Annotated in this window: 18 protein-coding genes and 1 pseudogene; 8 read left to right on the top strand and 11 right to left on the bottom strand. The window is 66.6% G+C overall.

Annotated features, from left to right (window positions below; all coding sequences use genetic code 11):
* Positions 1-34: 34 nt before the first annotated feature.
* The 6 genes from phoR (at position 35) to lpxH (ending at position 7982) form a co-directional block, all read left to right on the top strand.
* A complete protein-coding gene (phoR, locus tag ABQY74_RS05515; protein WP_016902237.1) occupies positions 35-1363 on the top strand; it encodes a phosphate regulon sensor histidine kinase PhoR in 1329 nt (442 codons plus the stop codon).
* Positions 1364-1485: 122 nt separating this feature from the next.
* Positions 1486-3588, top strand: a complete 2103-nt coding sequence (gene ppk1, locus ABQY74_RS05510) for a polyphosphate kinase 1 (RefSeq protein ID WP_039510626.1) — start codon at positions 1486-1488, stop codon at positions 3586-3588.
* 63 nt (positions 3589-3651) lie between these two features.
* Entirely contained in the window at positions 3652-5172 is a 1521-nt protein-coding gene (gene ppx, locus ABQY74_RS05505) for an exopolyphosphatase (RefSeq protein ID WP_349793638.1), read from the top strand.
* Positions 5173-5415: 243 nt separating this feature from the next.
* Positions 5416-6552 (top strand): glycosyltransferase family 1 protein, encoded by a 1137-nt coding sequence (locus ABQY74_RS05500; RefSeq protein WP_102583855.1) that lies wholly within the window; start codon positions 5416-5418, stop codon positions 6550-6552.
* Positions 6533-7075: a phosphatase PAP2 family protein gene (locus ABQY74_RS05495; protein WP_016902233.1), complete on the top strand. Its 543-nt coding sequence runs from the start codon at positions 6533-6535 to the stop codon at positions 7073-7075. Before ABQY74_RS05500 ends, ABQY74_RS05495 begins: the two co-directional genes overlap by 20 nt.
* 163 nt (positions 7076-7238) lie before the next feature.
* A complete protein-coding gene (gene lpxH / locus ABQY74_RS05490) occupies positions 7239-7982 on the top strand; it encodes a UDP-2,3-diacylglucosamine diphosphatase (RefSeq protein WP_126968023.1) in 744 nt (247 codons plus the stop codon).
* 255 nt (positions 7983-8237) lie between these two features.
* Here lpxH and ABQY74_RS05485 read toward each other — a convergent pair whose 3' ends face one another.
* The 11 genes and pseudogenes from ABQY74_RS05485 to ABQY74_RS05435 form a co-directional block, all read right to left on the bottom strand.
* Entirely contained in the window at positions 8238-8657 is a 420-nt protein-coding gene (locus tag ABQY74_RS05485; RefSeq protein ID WP_126968022.1) for a hypothetical protein, read from the bottom strand.
* Positions 8658-8792: 135 nt separating this feature from the next.
* Positions 8793-10046 carry a zinc-dependent metalloprotease gene (locus ABQY74_RS05480; protein ID WP_349793535.1) on the bottom strand — a complete coding sequence of 418 codons (1254 nt, stop codon included), beginning with the start codon at positions 10044-10046 and terminating at the stop codon, positions 8793-8795.
* 482 nt (positions 10047-10528) lie between these two features.
* Positions 10529-11332, bottom strand: a complete 804-nt coding sequence (locus ABQY74_RS05475; RefSeq protein WP_039530460.1) for a ferritin-like domain-containing protein — start codon at positions 11330-11332, stop codon at positions 10529-10531.
* A 265-nt stretch (positions 11333-11597) separates the two neighbouring features.
* Positions 11598-13064: an amidophosphoribosyltransferase gene (purF, locus tag ABQY74_RS05470; protein ID WP_016902228.1), complete on the bottom strand. Its 1467-nt coding sequence runs from the start codon at positions 13062-13064 to the stop codon at positions 11598-11600.
* A 30-nt stretch (positions 13065-13094) separates the two neighbouring features.
* Positions 13095-13841 (bottom strand): CvpA family protein, encoded by a 747-nt coding sequence (locus ABQY74_RS05465; protein ID WP_016902227.1) that lies wholly within the window; start codon positions 13839-13841, stop codon positions 13095-13097.
* A 213-nt stretch (positions 13842-14054) separates the two neighbouring features.
* Positions 14055-15125, bottom strand: coding sequence for an SPOR domain-containing protein (locus tag ABQY74_RS05460; protein ID WP_126968021.1), 1071 nt, complete (start codon positions 15123-15125; stop codon positions 14055-14057).
* A gap of 59 nt (positions 15126-15184) precedes the next feature.
* Positions 15185-16477 (bottom strand): bifunctional tetrahydrofolate synthase/dihydrofolate synthase, encoded by a 1293-nt coding sequence (folC, locus tag ABQY74_RS05455; protein WP_126968020.1) that lies wholly within the window; start codon positions 16475-16477, stop codon positions 15185-15187.
* A gap of 150 nt (positions 16478-16627) precedes the next feature.
* Positions 16628-17137 (bottom strand): hypothetical protein, encoded by a 510-nt coding sequence (locus tag ABQY74_RS05450; RefSeq protein WP_241235798.1) that lies wholly within the window; start codon positions 17135-17137, stop codon positions 16628-16630.
* Positions 17138-17226: 89 nt separating this feature from the next.
* Complete coding sequence (locus ABQY74_RS05445) at positions 17227-17871, bottom strand: histidine phosphatase family protein (RefSeq protein WP_016902223.1); 645 nt, start codon at positions 17869-17871, stop codon at positions 17227-17229.
* 91 nt (positions 17872-17962) lie between these two features.
* Positions 17963-18154 (bottom strand): annotated as a pseudogene (locus ABQY74_RS05440) (S46 family peptidase); the annotation flags it as partial.
* A gap of 11 nt (positions 18155-18165) precedes the next feature.
* The gene (locus tag ABQY74_RS05435) at positions 18166-20247 is read right to left on the bottom strand and encodes a phosphocholine-specific phospholipase C (protein WP_104570314.1); all 2082 of its coding nucleotides are present in this window, start codon (positions 20245-20247) and stop codon (positions 18166-18168) included.
* A gap of 194 nt (positions 20248-20441) precedes the next feature.
* Between ABQY74_RS05435 and ABQY74_RS05430 the strand changes: the two genes are divergently transcribed.
* Both ABQY74_RS05430 and tdh read left to right on the top strand, forming a co-directional pair.
* Positions 20442-22787 (top strand): TonB-dependent receptor domain-containing protein, encoded by a 2346-nt coding sequence (locus ABQY74_RS05430; protein ID WP_349793539.1) that lies wholly within the window; start codon positions 20442-20444, stop codon positions 22785-22787.
* 557 nt (positions 22788-23344) lie between these two features.
* Positions 23345-24379 carry an L-threonine 3-dehydrogenase gene (tdh, locus tag ABQY74_RS05425; RefSeq protein ID WP_172641694.1) on the top strand — a complete coding sequence of 345 codons (1035 nt, stop codon included), beginning with the start codon at positions 23345-23347 and terminating at the stop codon, positions 24377-24379.
* Positions 24380-25337: the final 958 nt, after the last annotated feature.

Below are 25337 nucleotides of genomic sequence, written 5' to 3'. Positions count from 1 at the left end.
CACGCCCACCTGACGCTCCGTGGTAACGCCTTCCATGCCTCAACATATCCGTTCCGCCTGGCTCAAGACGCTCGGCACTCTCGCGCTGTTGCTGGGCGCTGCCGTGCTGGTCGGCGTGCTGATCGAGCATGTGTGGATGGCGTTGACGCTGACCGCGCTGGGGGTGCTGGCCTGGCATTACTGGCGGTTGCGCCAGGTGCTGCAGCGCCTGACCGCGCGCCAGCGCGCCGAGCCCGCCGCCGGGATCGGCGCCTGGAACGAGCTGGATCGCCTGCTCTATCGCAGCCAGGCCGAAATGCGCGGGCGCAAGCGCCGCCTCATCGAGATGCTGCGCACCTACCGCGCCGCCGCGCAGGCGCTGCCGGATGCGGTGGTGGTGGTGGATCGCAACAGCCAGCGCGTGCAGTGGTTCAACCGGGCCGCGGGCGGACTGCTGGGGCTGCATCATCCGGGCGACATGGGCGTGTCGGTGGTGGAGCGGTTGCAGCCGTTGCCGCTGGCGCACTGGCTGGCCGCCGGCCGCAACGCCGAGCCCATGCTCGACGCCGCCTCGCCGGTGGATCCGGATTTGCGTCTGAACCTGCGCCTGATCCCCTACTCCGACGATTACTGGCTGCTGGTGGCACGCGATGTCAGCAAACTGCTGCGGCTGGAGCAGGTGCGCCGCGACTTCGTGGCCAACGTCTCGCACGAGCTGCGTACGCCATTGACGGTGGTGCATGGCTATCTGGACATGCTCGACCCGGAAGACTTTCCCGATTCGGGCCCGATGCTGGCCGAGATGCGCAAGCAGTCGCAGCGCATGGCGCAACTGGTCGAAGACCTGCTGACGCTGTCGCGGCTGGAATCGCAGGAAGAACTCGGCGAGGAACACGTGGCGATGGCGCCGATGCTGTCGACGCTGCGGCGCGAGGCCGAAGCGCACAGCCAGGGCCGCCACACCGTGGAAGTGTTCGACGAGGCCGGCGTGGACCTGCTCGGCTCCAACAAGGAACTGCATAGCGCCTTCTCCAACCTGGTCACCAATGCGGTGCGCTACACGCCAGGCGGCGGCACGGTGACGATCCGCTTCGTGCGCGAAGGCGATGGCGCGGCCCTGGCGGTGCGCGACACCGGCTACGGCATTCCCGCCTCGCATCTGCCGCGCATCACCGAGCGCTTCTACCGCGTCTCCAGCAGCCGCTCGCGCGAGAGCGGCGGCACCGGGCTGGGGCTGTCGATCGTCAAGCACATCCTGGGACTGCACCAGGCGCGTCTGGAAATCGAAAGCGAAGTCGGACGCGGGAGCGAATTCTCATGCCATTTTGTCGCTGCACGCGTCGTGCAGCGCGATCAGTCCCTGCCACTGTCACGTTCGGCGTGATATGTAAGGGGTGCGCGCCGCAACGCGGTGCGATGCACGCGCGCACGACGCGCTGCATTGCCTGCGCTGCACCTGCCGCGCTGTCACGCCGCACACCATCTCCGTCTTGATGACCGATTCCAATGGGCCACGCCAAAGAACTGCACGACGTCACACCTTCCGAGGACATCGCCACCGATCCGTTGCGCGATCCGGCGCTGTACATCAACCGGGAACTGTCGCAACTGGACTTCAATTTCCGGGTGCTGGCACAGGCGTTGGACGAGCAGGTGCCATTGCTGGAACGGCTGCGGTTCCTGTGCATTTCCTGCACCAACCTGGATGAATTCTTCGAGATCCGCGCCGCCACCGTGCGGCATGCGCAGGAGTTCGGCCTGCCGCCGGCGCCGGATGGCCTGAGCCCGACCGCCATCCTCAACGCAGTGCACGACCGCGCCGCCAAGCTGGTCGAACAGCAGTACCACGCGTGGAATGAAGTGCTGCGCCCGGCGATGGAAGATGCCGGCGTGGCCGTGCTCAGCCGCACGGCCTGGACCTCGCGTCAGAAGCGCTGGCTGCGTGCGTACTTCCGCAACGAGATCATGCCGGTGCTGTCGCCGCTGGGGCTGGACCCGGCGCATCCGTTTCCGAAGATCCTCAACAAGACCTTGAACATCGTGGTGGTGCTGGAGGGCCAGGACGCGTTCGGGCGCGCCGGTCACCTGGCCATCGTGCGTGCGCCGCGCTCGTTGCCGCGCATCATCCAGTTGCCGGCGAGCCTGTCGCCGGAGGGCACGCAGAGCTTCGTGTTCCTGTCCTCGGTGCTGTCCGAGTTCGTCGACGAGCTGTTCCCCGGCATGCAGGTCAAGGGCTCGTATCAGTTCCGTGTCACCCGCAACTCCGAGCTGGTGGTGGACGAGGAAGAAGTCGAGAACCTGGCGCTGGCCTTGCGCGACGAGCTGGTCACCCGCGGCTATCGCCCGGCGGTGCGCCTGGAGATCGCGCACGACTGCCCGGCGCCGATCATGCGTACCCTGCTGCAGAACTTCGGCCTGAACGAAAACGCGGTGTACCGCATCGTCGGGCCGGTGAACCTGAGCCGCGTCACCCAGGTCTACGATCTGGTGCAGCGCCCCGAACTGAAGTATCCGTTGTTCAACCCGCGCACCCTGCGCGACAACGACGGCATCTTCGAGATCGTCAGCAAGGGCGATGTGCTGCTGCATCACCCCTTCGATGCATTCACTGCGGTGCTTGACGTGATCCGCCAGGCCGCGGTCGACCCGAACGTGCTGGCGATCAAGCAGACGCTGTACCGCACCGGCAAGGACTCGCTGATCGTCGATGCGTTGATCCTGGCCGCGCGCAACGGCAAGGACGTCACCGTGGTGGTGGAGCTGCGCGCGCGCTTCGACGAAGAGGCCAACCTAGGCCTGGCCGACAAGCTGCAGGAAGCCGGCGTGCAGGTGGTGTACGGCGTGGTCGGCTTCAAGACGCACGCCAAGATGCTGCTGATCGTGCGCCGCGAGGGACGCAAGCTCAAACGCTATGTGCATCTGGGCACCGGCAATTACCACAGCGGCACCGCACGCCTGTATACCGACATCAGCCTGATCACCGCGGATGTGGAAATCGGCAACGATGTGCACATGCTGTTCCAGCAATTGTCCGGGCTGGCTCCGCGCATGAAGCTGGAGCAGTTGCTGCAGTCGCCCTTCACCCTGCACGCCGGCGTGTTGAAGCGGATCGAGCGCGAAACGCGGCTGGCCCGCAATGGCCGCCCGGGCCGCATCATCGCCAAGATGAATGCCCTCAACGAGCCGCAGGTCGTGCGTGCGCTCTACACCGCCTCGCAAGCCGGCGTGCAGATCGACCTGATCGTGCGCGGTGCCTGCACGCTGCGCCCGGGCGTCCCCGGCGTGTCGGACAATATCCGCGTGCGCTCGATCGTGGGGCGTTTTCTGGAACATAGCCGCGTGTACTGGTTCGGCAACGATGGCGCGGCAGAGTTGTACTGCGCCAGCGCCGATTGGCTGGAGCGCAACCTGCTGCGGCGCGTGGAGACCTGCTTCCCGATCCTGGACCCGGATCTGGCCAAGCGCGTCTACCGCGAAGTGCTGCAGAACTACCTGGACGACAACGTCAACGCCTGGGAACTGGATGCCGACGGCGTCTATCACAAGCGCATCCCGGGCCCTGGCGAGCCTGCCCATTCGGCGCAGATGACCTTGCTCGAGCGGATCTGAAAGCGGCGCGGGCTTGGCCCCTCACGGGGCCAACGGCCCATCGGCTACCATGCGCCCATGCCAATGCCCTCCCCCACGATCCCGCCCCTGCGCGATGGCGATTTCCTCGCCGCCATCGACTTAGGATCCAACAGCTTCCACATGGTCATTGCGCGCTACCTGATGGGTCAGCTGCGCGTGGTCGATCGCCTGCGCGAAACCGTGCGCATGGCCGACGGCCTGGATGGCAAGGGTGGCATCTCCAACGAAGCGCGCCAGCGCGCACTCGAATGCCTGGCGCGCTTTGGCCAGCGCATCCGGGAAGTGCCGTCGTTGCGCGTACGCGCGCTGGCCACCAACACGGTGCGTCAGCTGCGCTCGCCGCAGGCGTTCCTGATGCCGGCCGAAACCGCGCTCGGGCATGCGATCGAAGTCGTCAGCGGACGCGAGGAAGCGCGCCTGATCTATCTCGGCGTTGCGCATGCGCAACCGCCCAAGCCCGATCAACGCCGGCTGGTGATCGACATCGGCGGCGGCTCGACCGAGTTCATCATCGGCCGCGGATTCCAGACCCTGGAACGCGAGTCCCTGCAGGCTGGCTGCATCGCCAGCACGCGCCGCTTCTTTCCCGGCGGCAAGCTGTCGAAGAAGAAATGGAAGGATGCGCTGACCGAGATCGGCACCGAATTCCAGCAGTTCGCCAATCAGTACAAGGCGCTGGGCTGGCATGAGGCGATCGGCTCGTCCGGCACGCACAAGGCCATCGGCGAGATCTGTGCGGCGATGAAGCTCACCAAGGGCGCAATCACCGCCGAGGCGCTGCCGGCGCTGCGCGATGAACTGCTCAAGGCCAAGCGCATCGAGGACATCCAGTTGCCCGGCCTGGCCGCCGAACGCCGGCCGATCATCGCCGGCGGCATCCTGGTGCTGGAAGCGGCATTCCAGGCCCTGGGGCTGGAGAAGCTGATGGTCAGCAAGGCGGCGATGCGCGAAGGCATCCTCTACGACATGCTCGGCCGCGGTGGCGAGAACGACCCGCGCGACAGCTCGGTGGCCTCGCTGGTGCAACGTTACGGCATCGACGAAGTGCAGGCGCAGCGCGTGGAAGCCACGGCCTGCCGCCTGTTCGACCAGGTCTGCGAAGCCTGGCAGCTGGATGGCGACGACGCGCAGGTGTTGCGCCGCGCTGCGCGCCTGCACGAGCTGGGCCTGATCATCGCGCACAGCCAGTATCACGTGCACGGCAGCTACATTCTGGAGCACTCGGACATCGCCGGTTTCTCGCGCCAGGAGCAGCAGGTGCTGGCATCGCTGGTGCGCACGCACCGCCGCAACGTGCCCAAGACCGCGTTCGATGCGCTGCCGGACCGCCTGCTGCTGCCGACCCGGCGCAAGGCCGCGCTGCTGCGGCTGGCGGTGCTGCTGCACCGCGCACACGAATCGGATCCGATTCCGACCCTGGAACTCACCGCCGATGACACCCGCCTGTCATTGATCCTGTCGCAAAGCTGGATCGACTCGCGCCCGCTGCTGCGCGCCGACCTGATCGGCGAAGTCGAGAGCATGGCCGGGCTGGGGATCGCGTTCAAACCGTTTGTGACCTGAGGCCTGCGGCCTCAGGCGGGAATCGGGAATCGGGAATGGGGATTCGGGAATAGTCGATCACGGAGCTCTGAGAAGTTTTGACTGGTGGCGATTGCGCTAAACGAGTGCAGCACGCTGCCTTTGCGATTCCCCATTCCCCATTCCCCATTCCCCATTCCCGGCTCCACTGTCACCGCCGCGACTTATCCGCGCAACATCCATGCCATCGCCCTCCCGGAAGCTAGCGAAAACCGGAGAACGGGCATGCGCTACGCGATCGTTACCGAAACCTATCCCCCCGAAGTCAACGGTGTTGCGCTGACCGTGCACGGGCTGGAAACCGGCCTGCGCGCACGCGGACACCAGGTGGACGTGGTGCGTCCACGGCAGAGCGGCGATACCGATGCGGCCACCGCCCTGCTGGTGCGCGGCGCGTCGCTGCCGCGCTACCCGGGCCTGAAATTCGGGTTGCCGGCAACCCAACGCCTCGTTCGTCATTGGCAAATCACGCAACCGGATGCGGTCTATGTGGCCACGGAAGGCCCCCTGGGCTGGTCGGCGATGCGTGCGGCACGCCGGCTCGGCATTCCGGTCGCCACCGGCTTCCATACCCGCTTTGACGAATACCTGCCCGACTACGGTGCCGCCTGGCTGCAGGGTACTGCGCTGCGCTGGATGCGCCGCTTCCACAATCAGGCCGAGGCAACCCTGGTACCCACGCGCGAGCTGCAGCAGTTCCTGCGCGACGGCGGCTTCCAGCGCGTGCAGTTGCTGGCACGCGCGGTGGACAGCCAGCAGTTCGATCCGGCCCGGCGCGATCCGGCCTTGCGTGCCGAATGGGGCATCGAGGGCGAAGGCTTTGCCGCGATCTACGTCGGACGCATCGCCAACGAGAAGAATCTGCCGTTGGCGATTCGCGCGTTTCGCAAGCTGCAGCAGATCCGCCCGAAGGCGCGCTTCGTCTGGGTGGGCGATGGCCCGGCACGCGAAAGGATCGCGCACGAAAATCCGGACTTCATCTTCTGCGGCATCCAGCGCGGCGAGGCGCTTGCGCGCCACTTCGCCAGCGGCGATCTGTTCCTGTTCCCCAGCCGCAGCGAGACCTTCGGCAATGTGACCCTGGAGGCGATGGCCAGCGGTGTGGCCACCGTGGCCTTCGACTACGGCGCCGCACGCGAGTATCTGCGCAGCGGCCACAGCGGTGCAGCAGTGGAGAACGACGAGGCGTTCATCCAGGCAGCCGTCGCACTCACCAACGACGATGCGATGCGCCAGCGTCTGGGTGCGGCGGCCGCACAGGCGATGAAGAAACTGCATCCGGACAACGTGGTCTCCGACTTCGAGGCCTTGCTGATGGGCATCACTGCGGCACGGGGGCGTTATGTCGGCAACGCGGCTTGAACTTCTGCGCGGTCACGAAGCGCGCTGGTGCCGGCGCGCCAACCACTGGTGCCGGCGCCACCCGGTGCGGCGCGCATTCGCCACCATCAGCCGGCTCGGCGATGGGGTGTTCTGGTACAGCCTGATGGGCTTGCTGGTGCTGCTCGACGGCATGGACGGCGTGCGCGCATCTGCGCACATGGCCGCCACCGGCGTGCTCGCACTGACCTTGTACAAATCACTCAAGCGCTGGACGCGTCGGCCACGCCCGTACGCGGCCGACGTGCGCATCCGCGCCTGGGTGGCGCCGCTGGACGAGTTCAGTTTTCCGTCCGGCCACACCTTGCACGCGGTGTCCTTCAGCATCGTGGCACTGGCCTACTACCCGTGGCTGGCGCCCCTGCTGGTGCCGTTCTCGGCCGGCGTGGCGCTGTCGCGCGTGGTGCTGGGCCTGCACTATCCCAGCGACGTACTCGCTGCCACCGCGATCGGCGTAGTGCTGGCCAGCCTGTCGCTGTGGGGATTGCCGGTGTTGCTCGGCTGAGGATTGAGCGCTGTCATCGTGGCATCTGCCCGACCAGGCCGGTGATCCTCTCGTTGCCACAGCCAGCCGTTCACCCGGCACTCGCTCCGCGATGCAACGCTCCACCGATTCCCGATTCCCGATTCCCGATTCCCGTCCCGCGCTCCCGCCGTACAATGGCGCAATGACGACCCTGTTCATTTCCGACCTGCATCTGGATCCGGCCCGGCCGGCGATCACCGAGCTGTTTCTGGACTTCCTGCGCACGCAGGTGCCCGGTAGCGACGCGCTCTACATCCTCGGCGATCTGTTCGAAGCCTGGATCGGCGATGACACGCCATCGACCGCTGCCGATGCGGTGGCTGTGGCGCTGCATGCGGTGGCCGATAGCGGCGTGCCGGTGTTCTTCATGCCGGGCAACCGCGACTTCCTGGTTGGCGAGGCGTATGCGCAACGTGCGGGCTTCCGCATCCTGCCCGACCCCACCGTGGTCGATTTGTACGGACACCCGACCTTGCTGATGCATGGCGATCTGCTGTGCACCGACGACACCGCCTACCAGGCGTTCCGTGCGCAGACGCGCGATCCGGTCTTTCAGGCGCAGTTCCTGGCGCAGCCGCTGGCCGCGCGGGTGGCCTTCGCGCAGCAGGCGCGCGCTACCAGCCAGGCGCGTCATGCAGAACTCAAGCAGGGCGACCAATCGCGCTTCGAGACCGTCACCGATGTCACCCCGGCCGAGGTGGAGGCCACCTTCGTGCGGTATGGCCTGGACCGCCTGATCCATGGTCACACCCATCGCCCTGCAATCCACACCCTGCAGGCCGGCGGCCAGACCTGCACGCGCATCGTGCTGGGCGACTGGTACGAACAAGGCTCGGTGTTGCATGTGGATGCCGACGGCGTGTCGCTGGAGCAGCTGCCGCTTTAACGTGGCTGCCAGCAGCTAGCGAGCGGCCGCCAGCTCGGCGCAGGCCGCTCGCCCGGCACCCGTTTGCAAGCGACAGACCGCGATGGGCAGGGGCCGCGCCGTCTGGAGGCGAGCGCCGTGGTTTCGAGATCAGGCCTGCGCACGCTCGGTGTGCTGCGCACCCGTGCTGGAATGCAACTTGACGCGCTGTCGGCATGCCTGATCGCGTCAGCCTGCTGGTACGCAACCGCACGGTCCATGCAGTCTCCAGACGCATCACTGCATGCTGCGCGCATGCTCGGCGTAGTCGACAAAGTCGGCGTTGACTATGTCGTACCAGAGCACCGTACCATCGGCCTGCACGCGGAAACGATCGCGCACCGGGTTGGTCTGCGGATCGCCAGGGCACTCGTTGCCATGCCGCTCGCGCACTGCAAAGTCGAACGCATCCGCTGCGGGCTCAGCGTCGTCTTCGTCGACGATGCTGATGCAGTTGTCCGGATAGAAATGGTCGTTCTGCAGGCGGGTTTCCAGCACATCCAGCGCGCGGGCGCGGGCATCGTTGCCGGTCGTGGCTGCCGGCGCGGACACCGCCGGTTTGGGTGGCGCAGGGGCCGGGTCGGCAGGTTGCTGTTTGCAGCCGGCAACTGCCAGCGCGACCAGGCACAGCGCCGCATAAAGCAGGGACTTGGACATGGGTGCTCCGCTCCGCAGGACACGCCGGCAGCTGCCGGCAGTGCCTCTAGTCTGCGCGATCGCTGCGCCTGCGTGTAGCGGCAAAGGCCCGGCACCTGCGTGCCGGGCCCGACGACGGAACGATCGGCTTGGTCCTCAGCGGAAGCCGGCGATGGTGGCCTTGGTGTTGACCAGCACGCGCTGATTGTCGGCGGTGCTGGCGTTGCCCATGGGCACGCCGTTGTAGCTGATGTTGGGGTTGGACCAGTAGTTCAGGCGCGGGCAGCTGCTACTGCAGTCGTAGGCCATGATGGTGCGCCAGCTGTTGCCGTAGCGATAACCGTGCCCGTACGCATATGGCGAGGTGCTGGGGTCGTTGGTGGCGTCGTGACGGGCGCTCTGCAGATGGCCGATTTCATGCGCGAAGCTGTAATAGCCGGTGGCGCAATCCCAGTACACTGAGGCAAACGCGGTCGCCGCGGTGGAGCCGATGCCCGATGCCAGGCCGCAGTAACTGCTGTTGTTCAACACGATCACGCCCACATCGGCGGTATAGGTGTTGCGGCTGGTGTGGATGCTGTCCATGTAACCGTCGTTGGTTACGCGGAAGCGCTGCAGGTCGGTAGTGAAATTGCCGGTTTCGCTGTAGCTGGTGGTCTCGTAACGCGCCAGCTGCAAGGTGATGCCGACATTGCTGTTGATATAGCCCTGGTTGGCCTCGGCCACTGCCAGTTGCACCAGCGACTGCATGTTGCCGCCGTAGGCGGTCACCGCCTGATTGGTGGCCACCACCAGCACGCGGATGGTCGCCGGGCTGCCCGACGATGCGGCGGCCGCGGTGACGCGCCCGTCGCTGGGCATGTCGATCTTCGGCAGCAGGCTGTATTCGGCCGGGTGCTCCTGCGGCAGGCGGCTTTCTTCCACCTGCACCAGCACATGGCGGCCATCGGCGAGCGGACGCAGCCGATACAGCTTGCCGGCATAACGGATGGTGCCGGTGACCGTATCGCCGCTGCGCACCAGGATGGCCGAGTTCAGCGGATCCACACCCGACAGCGTGCGGGCACGGGTGCCGGCGCGCGGGCCAAGATTGCCGTACCACACGCTATCGCCGCCTTCCAGCGCATCCACCTTGGCCTGGGTGGCGGTGATGGTCTGGCCATCCAGCTGCAGTTCCAGCAGCTTTTCCGAGGCGGTGACGGCACCGGCGTCGAGCTGGACCACCTGCGCGTTGGCGGTGGACGGTGCGCTGAGCAGGCGCTGCAACGAGGGTTCGGCAGTGGCGGTGGCGCTTGCGCTGCGGCTCAACGCAGGGCCGGATTGATACAGCGGCTTGCCGGCAGCGACGGCCGAACCGGCCAGACACATGGCGATCAGACCCACCGTGGTGCACATCGACTTCGACTTCATCGTCTCTCTCTCCTTAGACATGGAAGTAACGGATGTGAAACACCGGGCCCCTGCCCCCGGGACGCCATTAAGGCGCGCCGGACCGTGCCGATTGCAAGTTGTTACAAAAGAAAATTACAGTTTTGTGATGTCTGCCGTTGAATGGATGCGATTCCGGCAGCTGCGCGGCAGGACCCAGCGCACAGTCAGGTGATCGAAGGCGCGTTGCCGCGTAGGTGGCCTGTCGCGTTTGGCGGTAGCCGGCGCGGGGCACCACGTCATGACGAGGGATGCGGTACGCATCGCCCCAGTGCGCAGTACCGCAGCACGCCAACGCCACCGAGCGTTCGTTCTGCCGCACAATGCGCTCGGTACTTCATGAGCGAGGCTGCAACGCGCCTCACCCAGCGTGGCGTCGGTGCGAGCCAACTCGATATCTGCTCCGCAAATGGCGATCAACAGATTGCGCACTGCAGCCCGCCCACGCATCCATTACCGGCTGCTCAGCCGGCCTGCTCTACCAGATCGGCCAGTTCGTCCTCATCGAAGCCGGCAAGCAGCCGCGCCTGCAGATTGAACGGGCCATGCAGGTAACCACCGGCGTACTCGTGCAGCAGCGCCTTGAAGCGCGCGCGCGGCTCGATGCCGGCCTGCGCGCAATACCAGCGGTACCAGCGCGACCCGGCCGCCACATGCGCCACTTCTTCGCGCAGGATGGTGTCCAGCACCTCGGCAGTGGCGGTATCGCCGAGCGAGCGCAGCTTGACGATCATCGCCGGTGTCACATCCAGCCCGCGCGCTTCCAGCACGCGCGGCACCAGCGCCATGCGTGCCAGGCCGTCGTGTGCGGTTTTCTCGCACATTTCCCACAGGCCGTTGTGCGCGGCGAAGTCGCCGTAGTCGTGGTCGTGCGCATGCAATCGCGCGCGCAGCAGCATGAAGTGGCGCGATTCGTCGTCGGCCACGCCAACCCAGTCGGCATAGAACGCCGCCGGCAACCCACGGAAGCGATACACCGCATCCCAGGCCAGGTCGATGGCGTTGAGCTCGATATGCGCGATGGCGTGGATAAAGGCGGCGCGGCCTTCCGGGTTGCCCAGCCCGCGCCGCGGCACCTCGCGCGGATGCACCAGCACCGGCCTTGCAGGTCGGCCAGGCATGCGGATCGGCTCCGGAGGCGCCGCCTGCGGCGGTGGCAACGGCAACTCACCGGCACGGAACGCGGCCGCATGTCGCTGCGTCAACGCGACCTTCTCCAGCGGATCGGCCGCTTGCAGGCAGGCGTGTGCGGCTTGCAGAAGATCCATCGTGTCCATCACTCCATCGTTGCGGTAGCCGCCAGATCGACAACTGGCGCTTCGATCTGCAGCGGCGAGCGAGACCCCCACGCAGCCGTCGCAGGTGCGGTCTGCGAACAACCAGCGGCTGGCGCCACTATCGAACCAGCGCAGCGCACCCGCCTGTCGATCGGCGGCACCCGAATCGAGCGATCGCCACGCAGGTACTGCTGCGAAGCACAGCGGTTCTAGGCCACGTCTGGGTAGCGCCGAGCTGCAGCGCTACCGCACAGCCTCACGCGCGGCGACGCTTCTTGGCATCGTCCGAGCGCAATTGCTGGATGCGTTCGAAATAGCCCGGCTCGATGCCGGTGATGTACTCGCCGTTGAAGCACGAGGAATCGAACTGCTGGATGTCCGGGTTGCCTTCGCGCACGGCCACTTCCAGGTCTTCCAGATCCTGGTAGATCAGCCAGTCGCAGCCCAAAAATTCCTGGATTTCCAGCTCACTGCGGCCATGCGCGATGAGTTCTTCGGCCGCCGGCATGTCGATGCCGTAGATATTGGGGTAACGCACCGGCGGCGCGGCCGAGGCCAGATACACCTTGCGCGCACCGGCATCGCGCGCCATCTGCACGATCTGCCGGCTGGTGGTGCCGCGCACGATCGAATCGTCGACCAGCAGCACCACGCGGTTGCGGAACTCCAGGTGGATCGGATTGAGCTTGCGCCGCACCGATTTCTGCCGCTCGCCCTGCCCCGGCATGATGAAGGTCCGGCCCACGTAGCGATTCTTGACGAAGCCCTCGCGGTACTTCACCCCGAGCACGTTGGACATCTCCAGCGCCACATCGCGCGAGGTGTCCGGGATCGGAATGATGGTGTCGATATCGTGGTCCGGGCGCAGCCGCAGGATCTTCTCGCCCAGCTTCAGGCCCATGCGCATGCGCGCCTTGTGCACCGAGATGTTGTCGATCATCGAGTCGGGACGCGCGAAGTACACGTACTCGAAGATGCACGGCGCGTTGACGGTCGGCGCAGCGCAGACTTCCGAAAACAGCTCGCCGCGCGCGGTGATCACCATCGCCTCGCCGGGGCGCACGTCGCGCACGCGCTGGTAGCCGAGGATGTCCAGCGCGGCCGATTCGGAGGAAACGATGTATTCGGTGCCTTCGGCATGCTCGCGCTTGCCCAGCACCAGCGGACGGATGCCATGCGGGTCGCGGAAGGCCACCAGGCCCAGGCCCAGCACTACGCTGACCACCGCATAGCCGCCCTTGCAACGGCGGTGCACGCCGGCCACCGCGCGGATCGCCGCCTCGGGGGTGAGCATGCGCTGCGCGTCCAGCTCGTAGGCGAACACGTTCAGCAGCACCTCGCTGTCCGAATCGGTGTTGATGTTGCGGCGGTCGGCTTCGAACACCTGCTGGCGCAAGGCCTCGGTGTTGATCAGGTTGCCGTTGTGCGCCAGCGCGATGCCGTAGGGCGAGTTGACGTAGAACGGCTGCGCCTCGTCCATGCCTTCCGAGCCCGCGGTCGGGTAGCGGCAATGCGCGATGCCGACCCGGCCTTCCAGCACCGCCATCTTCTTCTCGTCGAAGACGTCGCGTACCAGCCCGTTGGCCTTTTGCACGCGCAGGCGCGTGCCGTCTGCGGTGGCGATGCCTGCGGCGTCCTGCCCACGATGCTGCAGGACGGTCAGGCCGTCATAGAGCTGCCCGGCGACGTTCTGGTTGCCGACAATACCGACGATGCCACACATGGTGCGCGTTCTCCGCTACGGCTTGCGCCGTTACTGTGAAGGGGGCCGTGCCTGGCCTTGGGACTCGACCCGAGCCGGGTCGCTTTCTCCGCCGCGAACCTGCGCCGGATCGATATTGGCCGGCATCGCCTGCGCCGGATCGCGTCCGTCGCTGGCGGCTTTGCCGGGTTGCCCGAGCGCACGCGTGATGGTGTCGCTCAGACCGGACCCGGACAGCGCCTTGCCCAGGTCCGTATTATCGCCTGCCGAGGGCAACTTCCCCAACTCCGTTGGCAAGTTGCCGAGTTCCATTGATGGCATGTCCATCGACGGCATCCGCCAGGCCGGCAGTTGCGCCCGCATCCAGCTCGCGCCCGGCGACAGCATCGGCATCAGCATCGACTGGCGCCAGGACGGCTCGCGCGGCAGCGGCGTGAAGCTCATCAGCAGCACCAGCACGCTGGCGAGAAAACCGCCGCGCACCAGACCCAGGCCGAACCCGAGCATGCGGTCCATCCCGCCCAGGCGCACCGCGTCCACGCCGGCGCGGATCACCATGCCGATCACCGCCACGGTGATCAACACGCCCACGAACACCATCGCGTAGCCGCCAAACGATTCGGTGGCCGACGGATGCTTGCCGTCGGCGATCCAGCGCGCGGCCGGGCCGCCGAACTGGAACGTCGCCCAGCCGGCCAGCAACCACGACAACGTGCCGACCACGATGGCGACAAATCCGCGCAGCAGGCCCAACAGGGCCGACACCAGGATGATGACGCCCAGCACCATGTCGATCATTGCCCACTTCTCCGCGCGGCGCATGCGCCGCTGGTCCAACCTGGCTCGGTGTTCATTGCGCTCCCCTCCATGGGTGTGAGGCGATCAGGAAATCCGCTCGCCAATGGCGATACCACGCAAGCGGCGAGCGGACGAGCCGCACTGCACGTAGCGAACCAACCGGCATGCCGATCTCCACCATGCACCGCGCCCGCCCGATGGAGGCGCAATGGTTTACGGATGCGGACGCACCATGCCGGAAATGCCGACCTTGGCCGCCACCTGCGCACGCAACTGTTCGGCATCGCCACGGTTGGCCACCGGGCCGACCCGCACGCGGTTGAGCGCGCCCTTGTCGGTCCGCACCTGTTCGACGAAGGCACTGAAACCGGCGGCGCGCACGCGATCGCGCAAGGCGTCGGCGTCTTCGGCGCGCCCAAAGGCGCCCAGCTGCACCGCAAAGCCGACTGAACTGGCCGCAGGGGCTGCCGGCGCCGCGATGACCGGCTTGGCCGGCTCGGGCTTGGCGGGCTCCGTTTTCGCCACCTCCGGCTTGGCCGGAGCGGGCTTGGGCGCTTCGGCCGGCTTGGGCGCGGCGGCCACCGGCTTGGCCGGCTCCGGCGGCAGGCTTTCGGTCTTGGTCGGTGCGGCGGTGCTGGCGGCGGCCACGCTGCTGCTGGGTTTTGCGGCCGGGGTCGGGGCCGGTGCCGGCGTCGGTGTGCTGGCTGCAGGCGCCGGCGCGGCGGCATTGGCATCCAGCGTCACCACCTGGGCGTTGACGTCGCTGCGCACCTTCACTGCCTGCAGGCGCGCCGCTTCGGCCTGCGCCTGGTCGACATACGGCCCCACGCGCACGCGCCAGGCCGGGCGGCCGTTGATCTGGGTCTTTTCGCTGAAGCCGGGCAGCTGCGCCTGCTTGAGCCGCGCCAGCACCGCGTCGGCATCAGCGCTGGTGGCATAGGCGCCGAAGTTGACCGCGTAGTTGCCGGCCGCCACCTCAGGCGCCGACGGCGCGCTGGACGGGTTGGCCAGATCGGCCGCGTCCGGGTTGTCCTGCACCGCAGCCGGCGCCGTGGCGGCGCCGCGCATGCCCAGCGCGCCACCGGCCGGCGCATCGCCCGGGGTGACCAGCGGCAATTCGCGGGTTTCGAACTCGCCATTGGCCGGTGCGGCAGGCGCCTCCAGCGGCACATCGGCCACGCCGCTCGACGGCGCAGGGCCCTTGACCAGCATCGGCAGGAAGATCACGGCAAGCGCCACCAGAACGATGGCGCCAATCAGTCGCTGTTTCAGAGCAGTATCCACGTAAAGAGACGAGAGGCGGCGTGGCGGGGTGCCGCGGCGATTATAAGGCCGCAGCCGGGCTACCGACCCGGGTGGACTGAACGAAGTGCGTTTAGGGCGTCGGCAACGGTATGAAACGAGCCGAACACCAGCACCCGATCGCCCGGTGAGGCCTGCGCCAGCGCCGCGCGCAGTGCGCCCGCCACATCGCCATGGCAGGCCGCCTGCGCTGCGGCACTGCCCTGCAGCCGGGCCTGCAAGGCCTGCGCCGACTGCCCCCGCGCACCGTCCAGCCCCGCCAGAGCCCAATGGTCGACCTGCGCGGCCACCGCCTCCACCACGCCCAGCACATCCTTGTCCGCCAATGCGGCGTAGATCGCATGGGTGCTGCCGGTGTGCGCCTGCGCGCCCAGTGCATCGGCCAGCGCGCGCGCGGCCTGCGGGTTATGGCCGACATCCAGCAGCACCTGCACGCCATCGATGTCGCTGCGCTGCAGCCGCCCGGCCACCCGTGCATTGGCAATGCCCTGCGCCCAGGCGGCATCGGGCAGTTCCACCGGCAAGGCCTGCAACGCGGCGATCGCCGCGGCGGCGTTGGCCAGTTGCACCGGCGCCTGCAAGGCCGGCATTGGCAGCTCCAGGGTCACCGCGACATCGCGCCAGCGCCACTGCGGCGCGTCGGAGTGCTGCGCCTCGATCGGCTCGAAGAAATAATCGCTGCCGGCGCGGATCGCATTGGCGCCCAACTGGTAGGCCCGCCGCAACACGCTCGACGGCGGGTCGATTTCGCCCAGCACCACCGGCTTCCAGGCGCGGATGATGCCGGCCTTCTCGGTGCCGATCGCCTCGCGGTCTTCGCCCAGCCAATCGGTGTGGTCGATATCCACGGTGGTGATCACCGCCACATCCGAATCAATGAGGTTGACCGCGTCCAGACGCCCGCCCAGGCCGATTTCCAGCACCGCCAGGTCCAGCCCGGAGCGCTGCAGCAGCCACAGCGCCGCCAGCGTGCCGTATTCGAAATACGTCAGTGCGGTCTGGCCACGCGCCGCTTCGACGGCGGCAAAGGCGTCCACCAGTTGCGCGTCGCCGGCCTCGTTGCCGTCGATGCGCACGCGCTCGTTGTAGCGCAGCAGATGCGGCGAGGTGTAGCTGCCCACCTTCCAGCCGGCGGCCTGCGCGATCGCCTCGATAAAGGCCACGGTGGAGCCTTTGCCGTTGGTGCCGCCGACCACGATGACGTGCCTGGCAGGCGCGGCAAGCTGCAGACGCGCCGCGACCTCGCGCACACGCTCCAGCCCCATGGCGATGTTCTGCGGATGCTGCTGCTCGATGTAGGCGAGCCAGTCGGAGAGGGAGTCGGTTGCGTTCACGGTCAGGGCTGCGCGAGAAGAACCGCATTATCGCCGTTTGCCGGCGCGCAACGCACATCACCAGGCATGCCGGCAGATCGCGCACCGTCGCATGGGCCGACAGGGTGCGCACGCCTCAGCCAGCAACTGGAGGAGCGCTGTCGCCCGCAGTCAAGGGACATCGGAAATGGACGCAATGCGCATGCCCAACACGGAGCGTTGACCGCGCAACAGCACCGAGACGCGCTGCTCGGGGTGACGCCGATACTGCGCTTCGTCGATGCACAGATGGCCCGGAAAACGATGCGCGAGCGGCCCGCCACTCAACCGGTATTTGCACGCTCGCGCGCCGGGCATGGCGGCGGTCTGCATGACATGCGTTTCTTCGAAATCGACGCCGGCGATGCGGGTGTAGATCCAGGGCCCACCTCTGGCCAGCACCAGCCAGCACAGCAATCCCAAGAGCGGCGGCGCCAGGCAGAGCGCCAGCACGGTGTTGAACAGCTGCTTGCCGACGACCGCCTTCCAGCCGCCGATGCGATAGGCCGGCGCGACGATCAATACCGTCAACCAGCTTCCCAGCAGCACCATCGGCGCTATCCAGGCCCGACCGGACAGGAAAGGCGCAGGAATGAAGTCGGAGAACGCTCCCAACGCCAACAGGCCGGACACGCTGCCCAAAACAGCGTAGCGAAGCGCCCTGGGCCACCTGGCAATTGTGCCGATATCACAGGCCACGGTCTCATCCAGCGTCCGTGCCGGGCGTTGTCTTACAGCGCCCGATGCTTGGCTTCGCCAAAAAACGGCGTGTGGTGCGCGCAGTCGTTGAGCCGCACCACTTCCAGGTGATCCACGTCCTCGCCTTCGAGCAGGTTGAGCGTGGTCGGTGCCTGGCGGAAGGTCCACAGCCGGGACAGCGGCAGGCCCAGTATCTTGCACAGGATCACGCGATTGACGGCATCGTGCGCGACCACCAGCAAGGTGTCGGCCGCGCCCAGGCCTTCGGCCGCGCGCGCCAGGCCGCGCCAGCTGCGGTCCAGCACCTGCCGCAGGGACTCGCCGCCGGGCATCAGCACGGTATCGGGCTCGTCGCGCCAGGCGCGCAGACGTGCCGGATCCTTGTCGTTGATCTCGCTGGCCAGCAGGCCTTCCCATTCGCCGTGGGCGATTTCCTGCAGGTCTGCATCGGTCTGCAGCAGGCTTTCGCGGTTGCTGCCCAGCGCCAGCCTGGCGGTGGCCTGCGCACGCGACAGCGGCGATGCCACCGCGCGGGTGATCTCCAACGATTGCAGACGCGCGCCGAGGGCGGCGGCCTGGCCTTCGCCGACCGGCGACAGCGGGATATCGATCTGGCCCTGGTAACGGCCTTCGGCGTTCCACGGCGTCTCGCCGTGACGGGCAAGCAGGATGCGCATGCGCGAGGGATTCCTTGGGGAAGGGGCCGGCTCGCCGCAGCGAAACGGGAGCGCATGATAACCCCTCCCGCTGCGGTGCCGGCCGCCCGCGTCAGCGCATGCCGAGTTGCTGCAACAGCTGCGATGCGGGGCGACTCCGGCATGACCCAACGCAGATACCGGCTATCCACGGCGATCGTGCGGGTCATCGCCGGATCGAAGATCCCGTTGCGGCTCACCGACGCCCGGTTGCCGTCGAGGCCAGGCCGACCCGCCTGCCCTGCGCGTCCATCACCGGCGCGCCCCGGCGCCGGCTCAGGCGCGCCCGAATGCCGGATCGCTGCGGCTGGGCCTGCCGGTTTCCAGATGCCCGGCCAGGCGGCGGCGGAATGCCGCTCCCGGTTGTTCCAGCACCACGTCGTACCAATGATCACTGGCAGCAAGCGCCAGACGCACGGTCTGGCGCTGACCTGCGGCCAAGTGCAGCGAGCGCGCGGTCGGGTCTGCGTAGTCCAGCGCGCGCAGCTGCAGCGTGCACGGTTGCTGCCCGGCATTGCCGATGTCCAGCACCAGCGCCTCGCCGTCCTGGCGCGCCTCCAACCACGGCGCTGCCGATTGCGTCGCGGCGGCAGCGAGGTCACCGGCGAATTCGCGCAGGAAGCCATTGGGTCCATGCACGCTCAGCGCATAGCCGCCGTTGTGCGCAGCGCCGACCGGAACATCGTCGAGGCGGGTGCCAGGCAATACGGTGTAGTACCAGGGGCCGCCACTCGCAGCGCTGGTGTAGACGTTGAACGCGGCCGCCGCAGCGCCGCTGTTGACGAACTGCAGTTGCACGCCGCCGTCGCCCTGCTCGCGCGCATGCACCTGCAAGGCATACGGCAACGCGCGCGCCGGACGTTGTCCCGGCTCCTGCCGCGGCATGCTGGCCTGGGCCGGCGGCACCGGTAGCGGCTTGTTGCGCACCGCGGCGGTGCGCGCGCGGTAGTCGTCGACCGACGGCAATGCGCTCAGTGCCGAATCGTCCGGCTTGCGGAAATCGAACACGCTGGTCAGATCGCCGCTGACCGCGCGACGCCACGGGCTGATGTTCGGCTCGGCCACACCGAAGCGGCGTTCCAGCAAGCGCAACACCGAGGTGTGATCGAATACCTGCGAATTGACCCAGCCACCGCGCGTCCAGGGCGAGATCACCAGCATCGGCACGCGGATACCCAGCCCCATCGGCACGCCCTCGTAGACCTCCCCGCGCGTATCGACATTGCTGCGCCCCATGCGCGCATCCAATGCTGGCAGCGCTGCGGGGACGTGATCGAAGAAGCCGTCGTTCTCGTCGTAGTTGATGATCAGCGCGGTCTTCGCCCACACCTGCGGATTGGCGGTGAGCGCATCGATCAGGCGCGCCACCAGCGATTCGCCATAGGCCGGCGGCGCTTCCGGATGCTCGCAGTACGCGGTGGGCGGCACGATCCAGGACACCTGCGGCAAGCGATCGGCCTGCACGTCGGCGGCGATTGCGGCGATCAGATGATCGGCCTGCGTGGTGGCGGCATTGTCTGCAGTGGACCCGGGCACGCAGGCACGTGCACGTCGATAGCGTTCGTCGCTCGGGTGCAGATCGCGGTAGTGCGAAAAATACGCCAGCGAGTTGCAGCCGAAGTTGTCGTACTCCTGGTACACGCGCCAGTCCACGCCTGCGGCCTGCAGGCGCTGCGCATAGGTGGTCCAGTCCATCGCCGCATAACCAGGCTTGTCGCGCGCCATGTCGGCGGTCCAGTTGCCGTCGTCGGCATTGGTCACCGCCTGCGCGCCGAGGTTGCCCACGCTCGGGCCGCTGGTGCCGGTGAACAGGTACATGCGATTGGGATTGGTCGGCCCGTGCAGCGAACAGAAATAGCCATCGCAAATGGTGAACGCATCGGCCAGTGCGTGGTAGTACGGGATGTCGTGACGCTGGAAATACCCCATCGTCAATTCACCCTTGTACGGCACCCAGGCGTCGTACTCGGCCCAGCGCGCCGGGTCCTGCCCGTGGCCGGCTTTCCACGAGTGATCCAGGCTCTTGATCAACGGCGCGCAGGTGCTTTGCGAATCGAAAGCAAACGGCAGCAGGCGACGACCATCGGCGGCCGGCTGGCTCCATACCGGGTGACCGTCGCGCAGCTGCAACGGACGCGGATCGCCAAAGCCGCGCACGCCGCGCAGCGCACCGAAATAATGATCGAAGGAGCGGTTTTCCTGCATCAGGATCACCACGTGTTCGATGTCGCGCAGCGTGCCGGTGCGCGAGTTGGCCGGCAGCGCGAGTGCGCGGCCGATCGAGGACGGCAAGGCGCCGGCGGCGGTCAGTGCGGCGACGCGCTTGAGGAAATCGCGTCGCGAGGGGGAGGACGTCATGGCTACTGGACCTGCAGGAAATACATGTACATCGCCGCACAGCGCGGCTGGGTACGACACGTATAGCGGGCAAGCACGACAGTTTTGCGACAGCCACCGTCATCAATGTTTCATACGTCGTTGACACCCTGCGTCGCGAAACGCCGGTCCTGCACCGCGCGTTGCCCTCAGCCGTGCTCGAACAGGATTCCCCCATGACTTCCGCTCGCCGTTTTCATGTCACTCCGCTGGCGCTTGCCCTGGCCGCGCTGCTCCCCGCCATCGCCTCTGCTGCCACACCGGCGGCCGATCCGGTTGCCGGTGCAGATGCGCCGGTAGCCGATGCCCCGGCCAGCGTGGCCGATGCCGCCACCAACGCCACCCAGCTGGATGCGATCAACGTGGTGTCGCAAGGCAGCACCCGCCAGGTCCAGCGCATCAGCCGGCAGGACATCGAGCAGCTGACCCCGGGCAGCAGCGCCTTCAAGGCAGTCGAAAAGCTGCCGGGCGTGCAGTTCCAGTCGGCCGATCCGTTCGGCACCTACGAGTGGTCCACGCAGGTCACCCTGCACGGCTTCGATCAGAGCCGGCTGGGTTACACGCTCGATGGCATTCCGCTCGGCAACATGAGCTACGGCGTCACCAACGGCCTGCACATCACCCGCGCCATCATTTCGGAAAACCTCGGCTCGGTGGAAATCGCGCAAGGCGCCGGTGCGCTGGGCACCGCGTCCAACACCAACCTTGGCGGCACCATGCAGTTTTACTCGGCCGACCCGCAGAGCACGCCGGGTTTGCGCCTGGTGCAGACGGTCGGCAGCGATGCCACGCGCCGCACCTTCGTGCGCGGCGACACCGGCGATCGCAACGGCTTGTCGGCGTACCTGTCCTATGCCAATGCCAGCACCGACAAGTGGAAAGGCTTCGGCGACCAGCAGTCCGAGCAGGCCAACCTCAAGACCGTCTACCAGTGGGGCGACGGCAACCGTCTGAGCCTGTTCGTGGATACCTCGCGGCGCAAGGAATACGACTACATGGACCTGTCGTTGACCAGCCAACGCGCACTGGGCTGGGACTACGACTACCTGCAGCCGGATTGGGCCACCGCCGTGCAGATGGCGCGTGCGTATCAGAACACCGGCGCCACCAGCGGCGTGGCCAACGGCTATCCGCAATCGCTGGCCGGGCTGCCCGACGATTACAGCTGGCTCGACGCCAGCTACTACGCCGGCGGCGGCCTGCGCCGCGACAACCTGGCCGGTCTGTCGGGCACGTTCGTGTTCGGTGGCGCCACCCTGGATGCCACCGGCTACTACCACGGCAATCGTGGCGAAGGTCAGTGGGTGACACCGTATGTACGCACCTCTGCGCAGGTGCCGCTGTCAATGCGCACCACCGACTACGGCCTGGATCGTTTCGGCGGCACCAGCGCATTGAAATGGTCGTGGGGCAACCACGATCTGGAAGTGGGCCTGTGGGCGGAAAACGCACGTACCACGCAGCAGCGCAACTACTTCGCGCTCGGCAACGAGGGCTATATCTCGCTGTACAACGTGTACGAAGTGCAGACCCCGTTCCGTCGCGACTTCCTGCAGCGCTACACCACCCAGACCCGCATGTTGTACCTGCAGGACACCGTGCGCCTGCTCGACGATCGGCTGACCCTCAACTACGGCGCAAAGGCGCTCAGCACCACCACGCGCGCGCAATCGCTGGTGCCGACCACCGCACTGGCACAGGGCCGCATCCGTGCCGAAGACAACTTCCTGCCGCAGGTCGGCGTGAACTACAAGCTGGATGAGCGCCAGGACCTGTACGCCTCCTACAGCAAGAACATCGCCGCGTTCGGCTTCACTCCGTTCGGCACCTCGCAGGCGGCGTTTGACCGCAGCCGCTCCACGCTGGAACCGGAAGAATCGCAGACCGTGCAGGTGGGTTACCGCGTGCAGGATGCGCAGTTCCAGCTGTCGGCCGATGCCTACTTCACCAAGTTCTCCAACCGCTTGTTGACCACCTCGCCGTGTACCGCAGTGCAGACCTGCGCGGCCATCCTGAGCAACGTCGGCGCCGTGCATAGCGCGGGTGCCGACCTGGCCTTGATGTGGCGCCCGGTGGAGGGCCTGAGCTGGTTGAACTCGCTGTCGTGGAACCGCTCGCGCTACCAGGACGATTACCTCAACAACGGCGTGGTCGCCACCTCCGGCAAGGACGTGGTCGGTATCCCCGCGTTGATGTTCTCCTCCAGCGCCAGCTACCAGCTAGGCAACCTGCGCCTGGATCTTGACGGCAAGTACGTCGACAAGCGCTACATCACCTTCCTCAACGATTCGCAGGTGCCCTCGTACTGGCTGTTCAATGCCGGCGCGCGCTACGACTTCGGTCGCGTGGGCGGGGTGGCCGATGTGGCGTTGGCGCTCAACATCGCCAACCTCACCGACAAGCGCTATTTCGCCAGCACCGGCACCAACGGCTATGTCGCCTCCGATCCGGATGGCTACAACCAGACCATGGTGGTCGGCGCACCGCGGCAGTATTTCATGAGTCTGGATGTGAAGTTCTGAGTCACCGCCGCCCTTTCCACCTCCAGTGGCGAGAAGGCCCGGCTTGCGCGCCACCGGCGCGCGTGCCTTGGCGCACCCGCTAGCGCAGGCAGGGGCACGGAGCGGAAGCTTTTAGAATGGGGGTAACGCCGATGATTCACCCTGGCGACGCGCCTGCCATCGCAGGCGGTGACATATTGCTGAGGCGCCCCTTCATCCGACGCTTTGCGCCACCTTCGCCTCGTAAAGAGGCCGATGTCCCGACGGCAGAAGCAAGGTCAAAGCCCCTCTCCCTCCGGGAGAGGGGTTGGGTTGAGGGTACGCTGCGAAGAACCCGGCGCGTTACTGATGAAGGCGCGTGGCGACGCGTTTGTCATTGGATGTACTGGTAAATCTCTGGGGCGCCCCATCATCCGCCGCCTGCGGGCCACCTTCTCCCGAGGGGAGAAGCGCGGCACCGGCCCTACCCCGTCATGAACCGGGTCAGCCGACATCACTCACTTCCCGCACCGCCGCATGGCCCCGACCTCGCGCCGCATATAATCGCCGTCTTACTTTCACTCAGCAGGTCCCGCCAGATGGCGCAGACGATGAAGGCGCTGGTCAAGCGCGAAGCAAACAAGGGCATCTGGCTGGAACAGGTCGCCGTTCCCAGCCCCGGCCCCAACGAGGTGCTGATCAAGCTGGAAAAGACCGCAATCTGCGGCACCGACCTGCATATCTACCTGTGGGACGAGTGGAGCCAGCGCACCATCAAGCCCGGCCTGACCATCGGCCATGAGTTCGTCGGCCGCGTGGCCGAGCTCGGTTCGGCGGTGACCGGCTACCAGGTCGGCCAGCGCGTGTCGGCCGAAGGCCACATCGTCTGCGGGCATTGCCGCAACTGCCGTGGCGGCCGCCCGCACCTGTGCCCCAACACGGTCGGCATCGGCGTCAACGTCAACGGCGCCTTTGCCGAGTACATGGTGATGCCAGCCAGCAACCTGTGGCCGATCCCCGACCAGATTCCCTCGGAGCTGGCCGCGTTCTTCGACCCTTACGGCAACGCCGCGCACTGCGCGCTGGAGTTCGACGTGATCGGCGAGGACGTGCTGATCACCGGCGCCGGCCCGATCGGCATCATTGCCGCCGGCATCTGCAAGCACATCGGTGCGCGCAACGTGGTGGTCACCGACGTCAACGACTTCCGCCTCAAGCTGGCGGCCGACATGGGCGCCACGCGCGTGGTCAACGTGTCCAAGACCTCGCTCAAGGAGGTCATGGCCGACCTGCACATGGAAGGCTTCGACGTGGGCCTGGAAATGAGCGGCAACCCGCGTGCCTTCAACGACATGCTCGACTGCATGTACCACGGCGGCAAGATCGCCATGCTCGGCATCATGCCGCGCGGCGCCGGTTGCGACTGGGACAAGATCATCTTCAAGGGCCTCACCGTGCAGGGCATCTACGGCCGCAAGATGTACGAGACCTGGTACAAGATGACGCAACTGGTGTTGTCGGGTTTCCCGCTGCACAAGGTACTGACCCACCAATTGCCGATCGACGACTTCCAGAAGGGCTTCGACCTGATGGAAGAAGGCAAGGCCGGCAAGGTCGTGTTGAGCTGGAACTGATCGGCCAATACGCTTCAACGCAAAAGGCGCCGCGAGGCGCCTTTTGCATGTCCGTTTTCAGAGCGCAGGCAACGCAGCAGGCAAAGCTTAGTGGGTCGAGGGCGCGGCGGCCTCAATGCACCAAAAAGTTGGTCGGTGGTCAGGTAAAAAACACGCTTGTTGCTAGGCGTTGAGACGCTGAGAGGTCCATAGATTGCTTGTTGGAAGTCCACCCGTTGCTCAGCGCGCGACGGGAAAATTCTCGGATGCAAGGTGATCCGGACGATGCACGAGATGGCCTGCTTGCAACCACGCACCGACCATCTCGACTGGTCCTTGCCCGCCTACCGTCGCGGGACCTTACGCGGCATGGATGCCGCGTAAGAGCCTACAAGGACGTACTTGCGGCGTGTCCCGCGATGCTGGGCGGGCAAGGGCCCTGCAGCAAAGCCGCAGATCATCCGCTCCACGATTGAGCTATCGCATGGGCGACTGCTTCAACGACCGACCATCTCGACTGGTCCTTGCCCGCCCACCGTCGCGGGACCTTACGCGGCATGGATGCCGCGTAAGAGCCTACATGGACGTACTTGCGGCGTGTCCCGCGATGCTGGGCGGGCAAGGGCCCTGCAGCAAAGCCGCAGATCAACCGCTCCACGATTGAGCTATCACATGGGCGACTGCTTCAACGACCGACCATCTCAACTGGCCCTTGTCCGCCTACCGTCGCGGGACCTTACGCGGCATGGACGCCGCGTAAGAGCCTACAGGGACGTACTTGCGGCGTGTCCCGCGACGGTGGGCGGGCAAGAGCCCTGCAGCAAAGGCCGCAGCTCAACCGCTCTACGATTGAGCTATCGCATGGGCGACTGCTGCAAAAGACCGACCATCTCAACTGGTCCTTGTCCGCTTACCGTCGCGGGACCTTACGCGGCATGGATGCCGCGTAAGAGCCTACAGGGATGTACTTGCGGCGTGT

Origin of the sequence: Xanthomonas sp. WHRI 7064 (genome assembly GCF_040202355.2) — a bacterium.
In the GTDB taxonomy this organism is placed as follows: domain Bacteria; phylum Pseudomonadota; class Gammaproteobacteria; order Xanthomonadales; family Xanthomonadaceae; genus Xanthomonas; species Xanthomonas arboricola.
This window is presented reverse-complemented; position numbering and strand designations above follow the sequence as displayed.

Bases quoted from the DNA above. Each gene is read 5' to 3' on its own strand.
- lpxH (WP_126968023.1), top strand. From the start codon at position 7,239: ATGACGACCCTGTTCATTTCCGACCTGCATCTGGATCCGGCCCGGCCG.
- ABQY74_RS05430 (WP_349793539.1), top strand. From the start codon at position 20,442: ATGACTTCCGCTCGCCGTTTTCATGTCACTCCGCTGGCGCTTGCCCTG.
- purF (WP_016902228.1), bottom strand. From the start codon at position 13,064: ATGTGTGGCATCGTCGGTATTGTCGGCAACCAGAACGTCGCCGGGCAG.
- ABQY74_RS05445 (WP_016902223.1), bottom strand. From the start codon at position 17,871: ATGCGCATCCTGCTTGCCCGTCACGGCGAGACGCCGTGGAACGCCGAA.
- phoR (WP_016902237.1), top strand. From the start codon at position 35: ATGCCTCAACATATCCGTTCCGCCTGGCTCAAGACGCTCGGCACTCTC.
- ABQY74_RS05485 (WP_126968022.1), bottom strand. From the start codon at position 8,657: ATGTCCAAGTCCCTGCTTTATGCGGCGCTGTGCCTGGTCGCGCTGGCA.
- tdh (WP_172641694.1), top strand. From the start codon at position 23,345: ATGGCGCAGACGATGAAGGCGCTGGTCAAGCGCGAAGCAAACAAGGGC.
- ppk1 (WP_039510626.1), top strand. From the start codon at position 1,486: ATGGGCCACGCCAAAGAACTGCACGACGTCACACCTTCCGAGGACATC.
- ABQY74_RS05475 (WP_039530460.1), bottom strand. From the start codon at position 11,332: ATGGATCTTCTGCAAGCCGCACACGCCTGCCTGCAAGCGGCCGATCCG.
- ABQY74_RS05465 (WP_016902227.1), bottom strand. From the start codon at position 13,841: ATGATCGACATGGTGCTGGGCGTCATCATCCTGGTGTCGGCCCTGTTG.
- ABQY74_RS05495 (WP_016902233.1), top strand. From the start codon at position 6,533: ATGTCGGCAACGCGGCTTGAACTTCTGCGCGGTCACGAAGCGCGCTGG.
- ABQY74_RS05435 (WP_104570314.1), bottom strand. From the start codon at position 20,247: ATGACGTCCTCCCCCTCGCGACGCGATTTCCTCAAGCGCGTCGCCGCA.
- ABQY74_RS05500 (WP_102583855.1), top strand. From the start codon at position 5,416: ATGCGCTACGCGATCGTTACCGAAACCTATCCCCCCGAAGTCAACGGT.
- ppx (WP_349793638.1), top strand. From the start codon at position 3,652: ATGCCCTCCCCCACGATCCCGCCCCTGCGCGATGGCGATTTCCTCGCC.
- ABQY74_RS05480 (WP_349793535.1), bottom strand. From the start codon at position 10,046: ATGAAGTCGAAGTCGATGTGCACCACGGTGGGTCTGATCGCCATGTGT.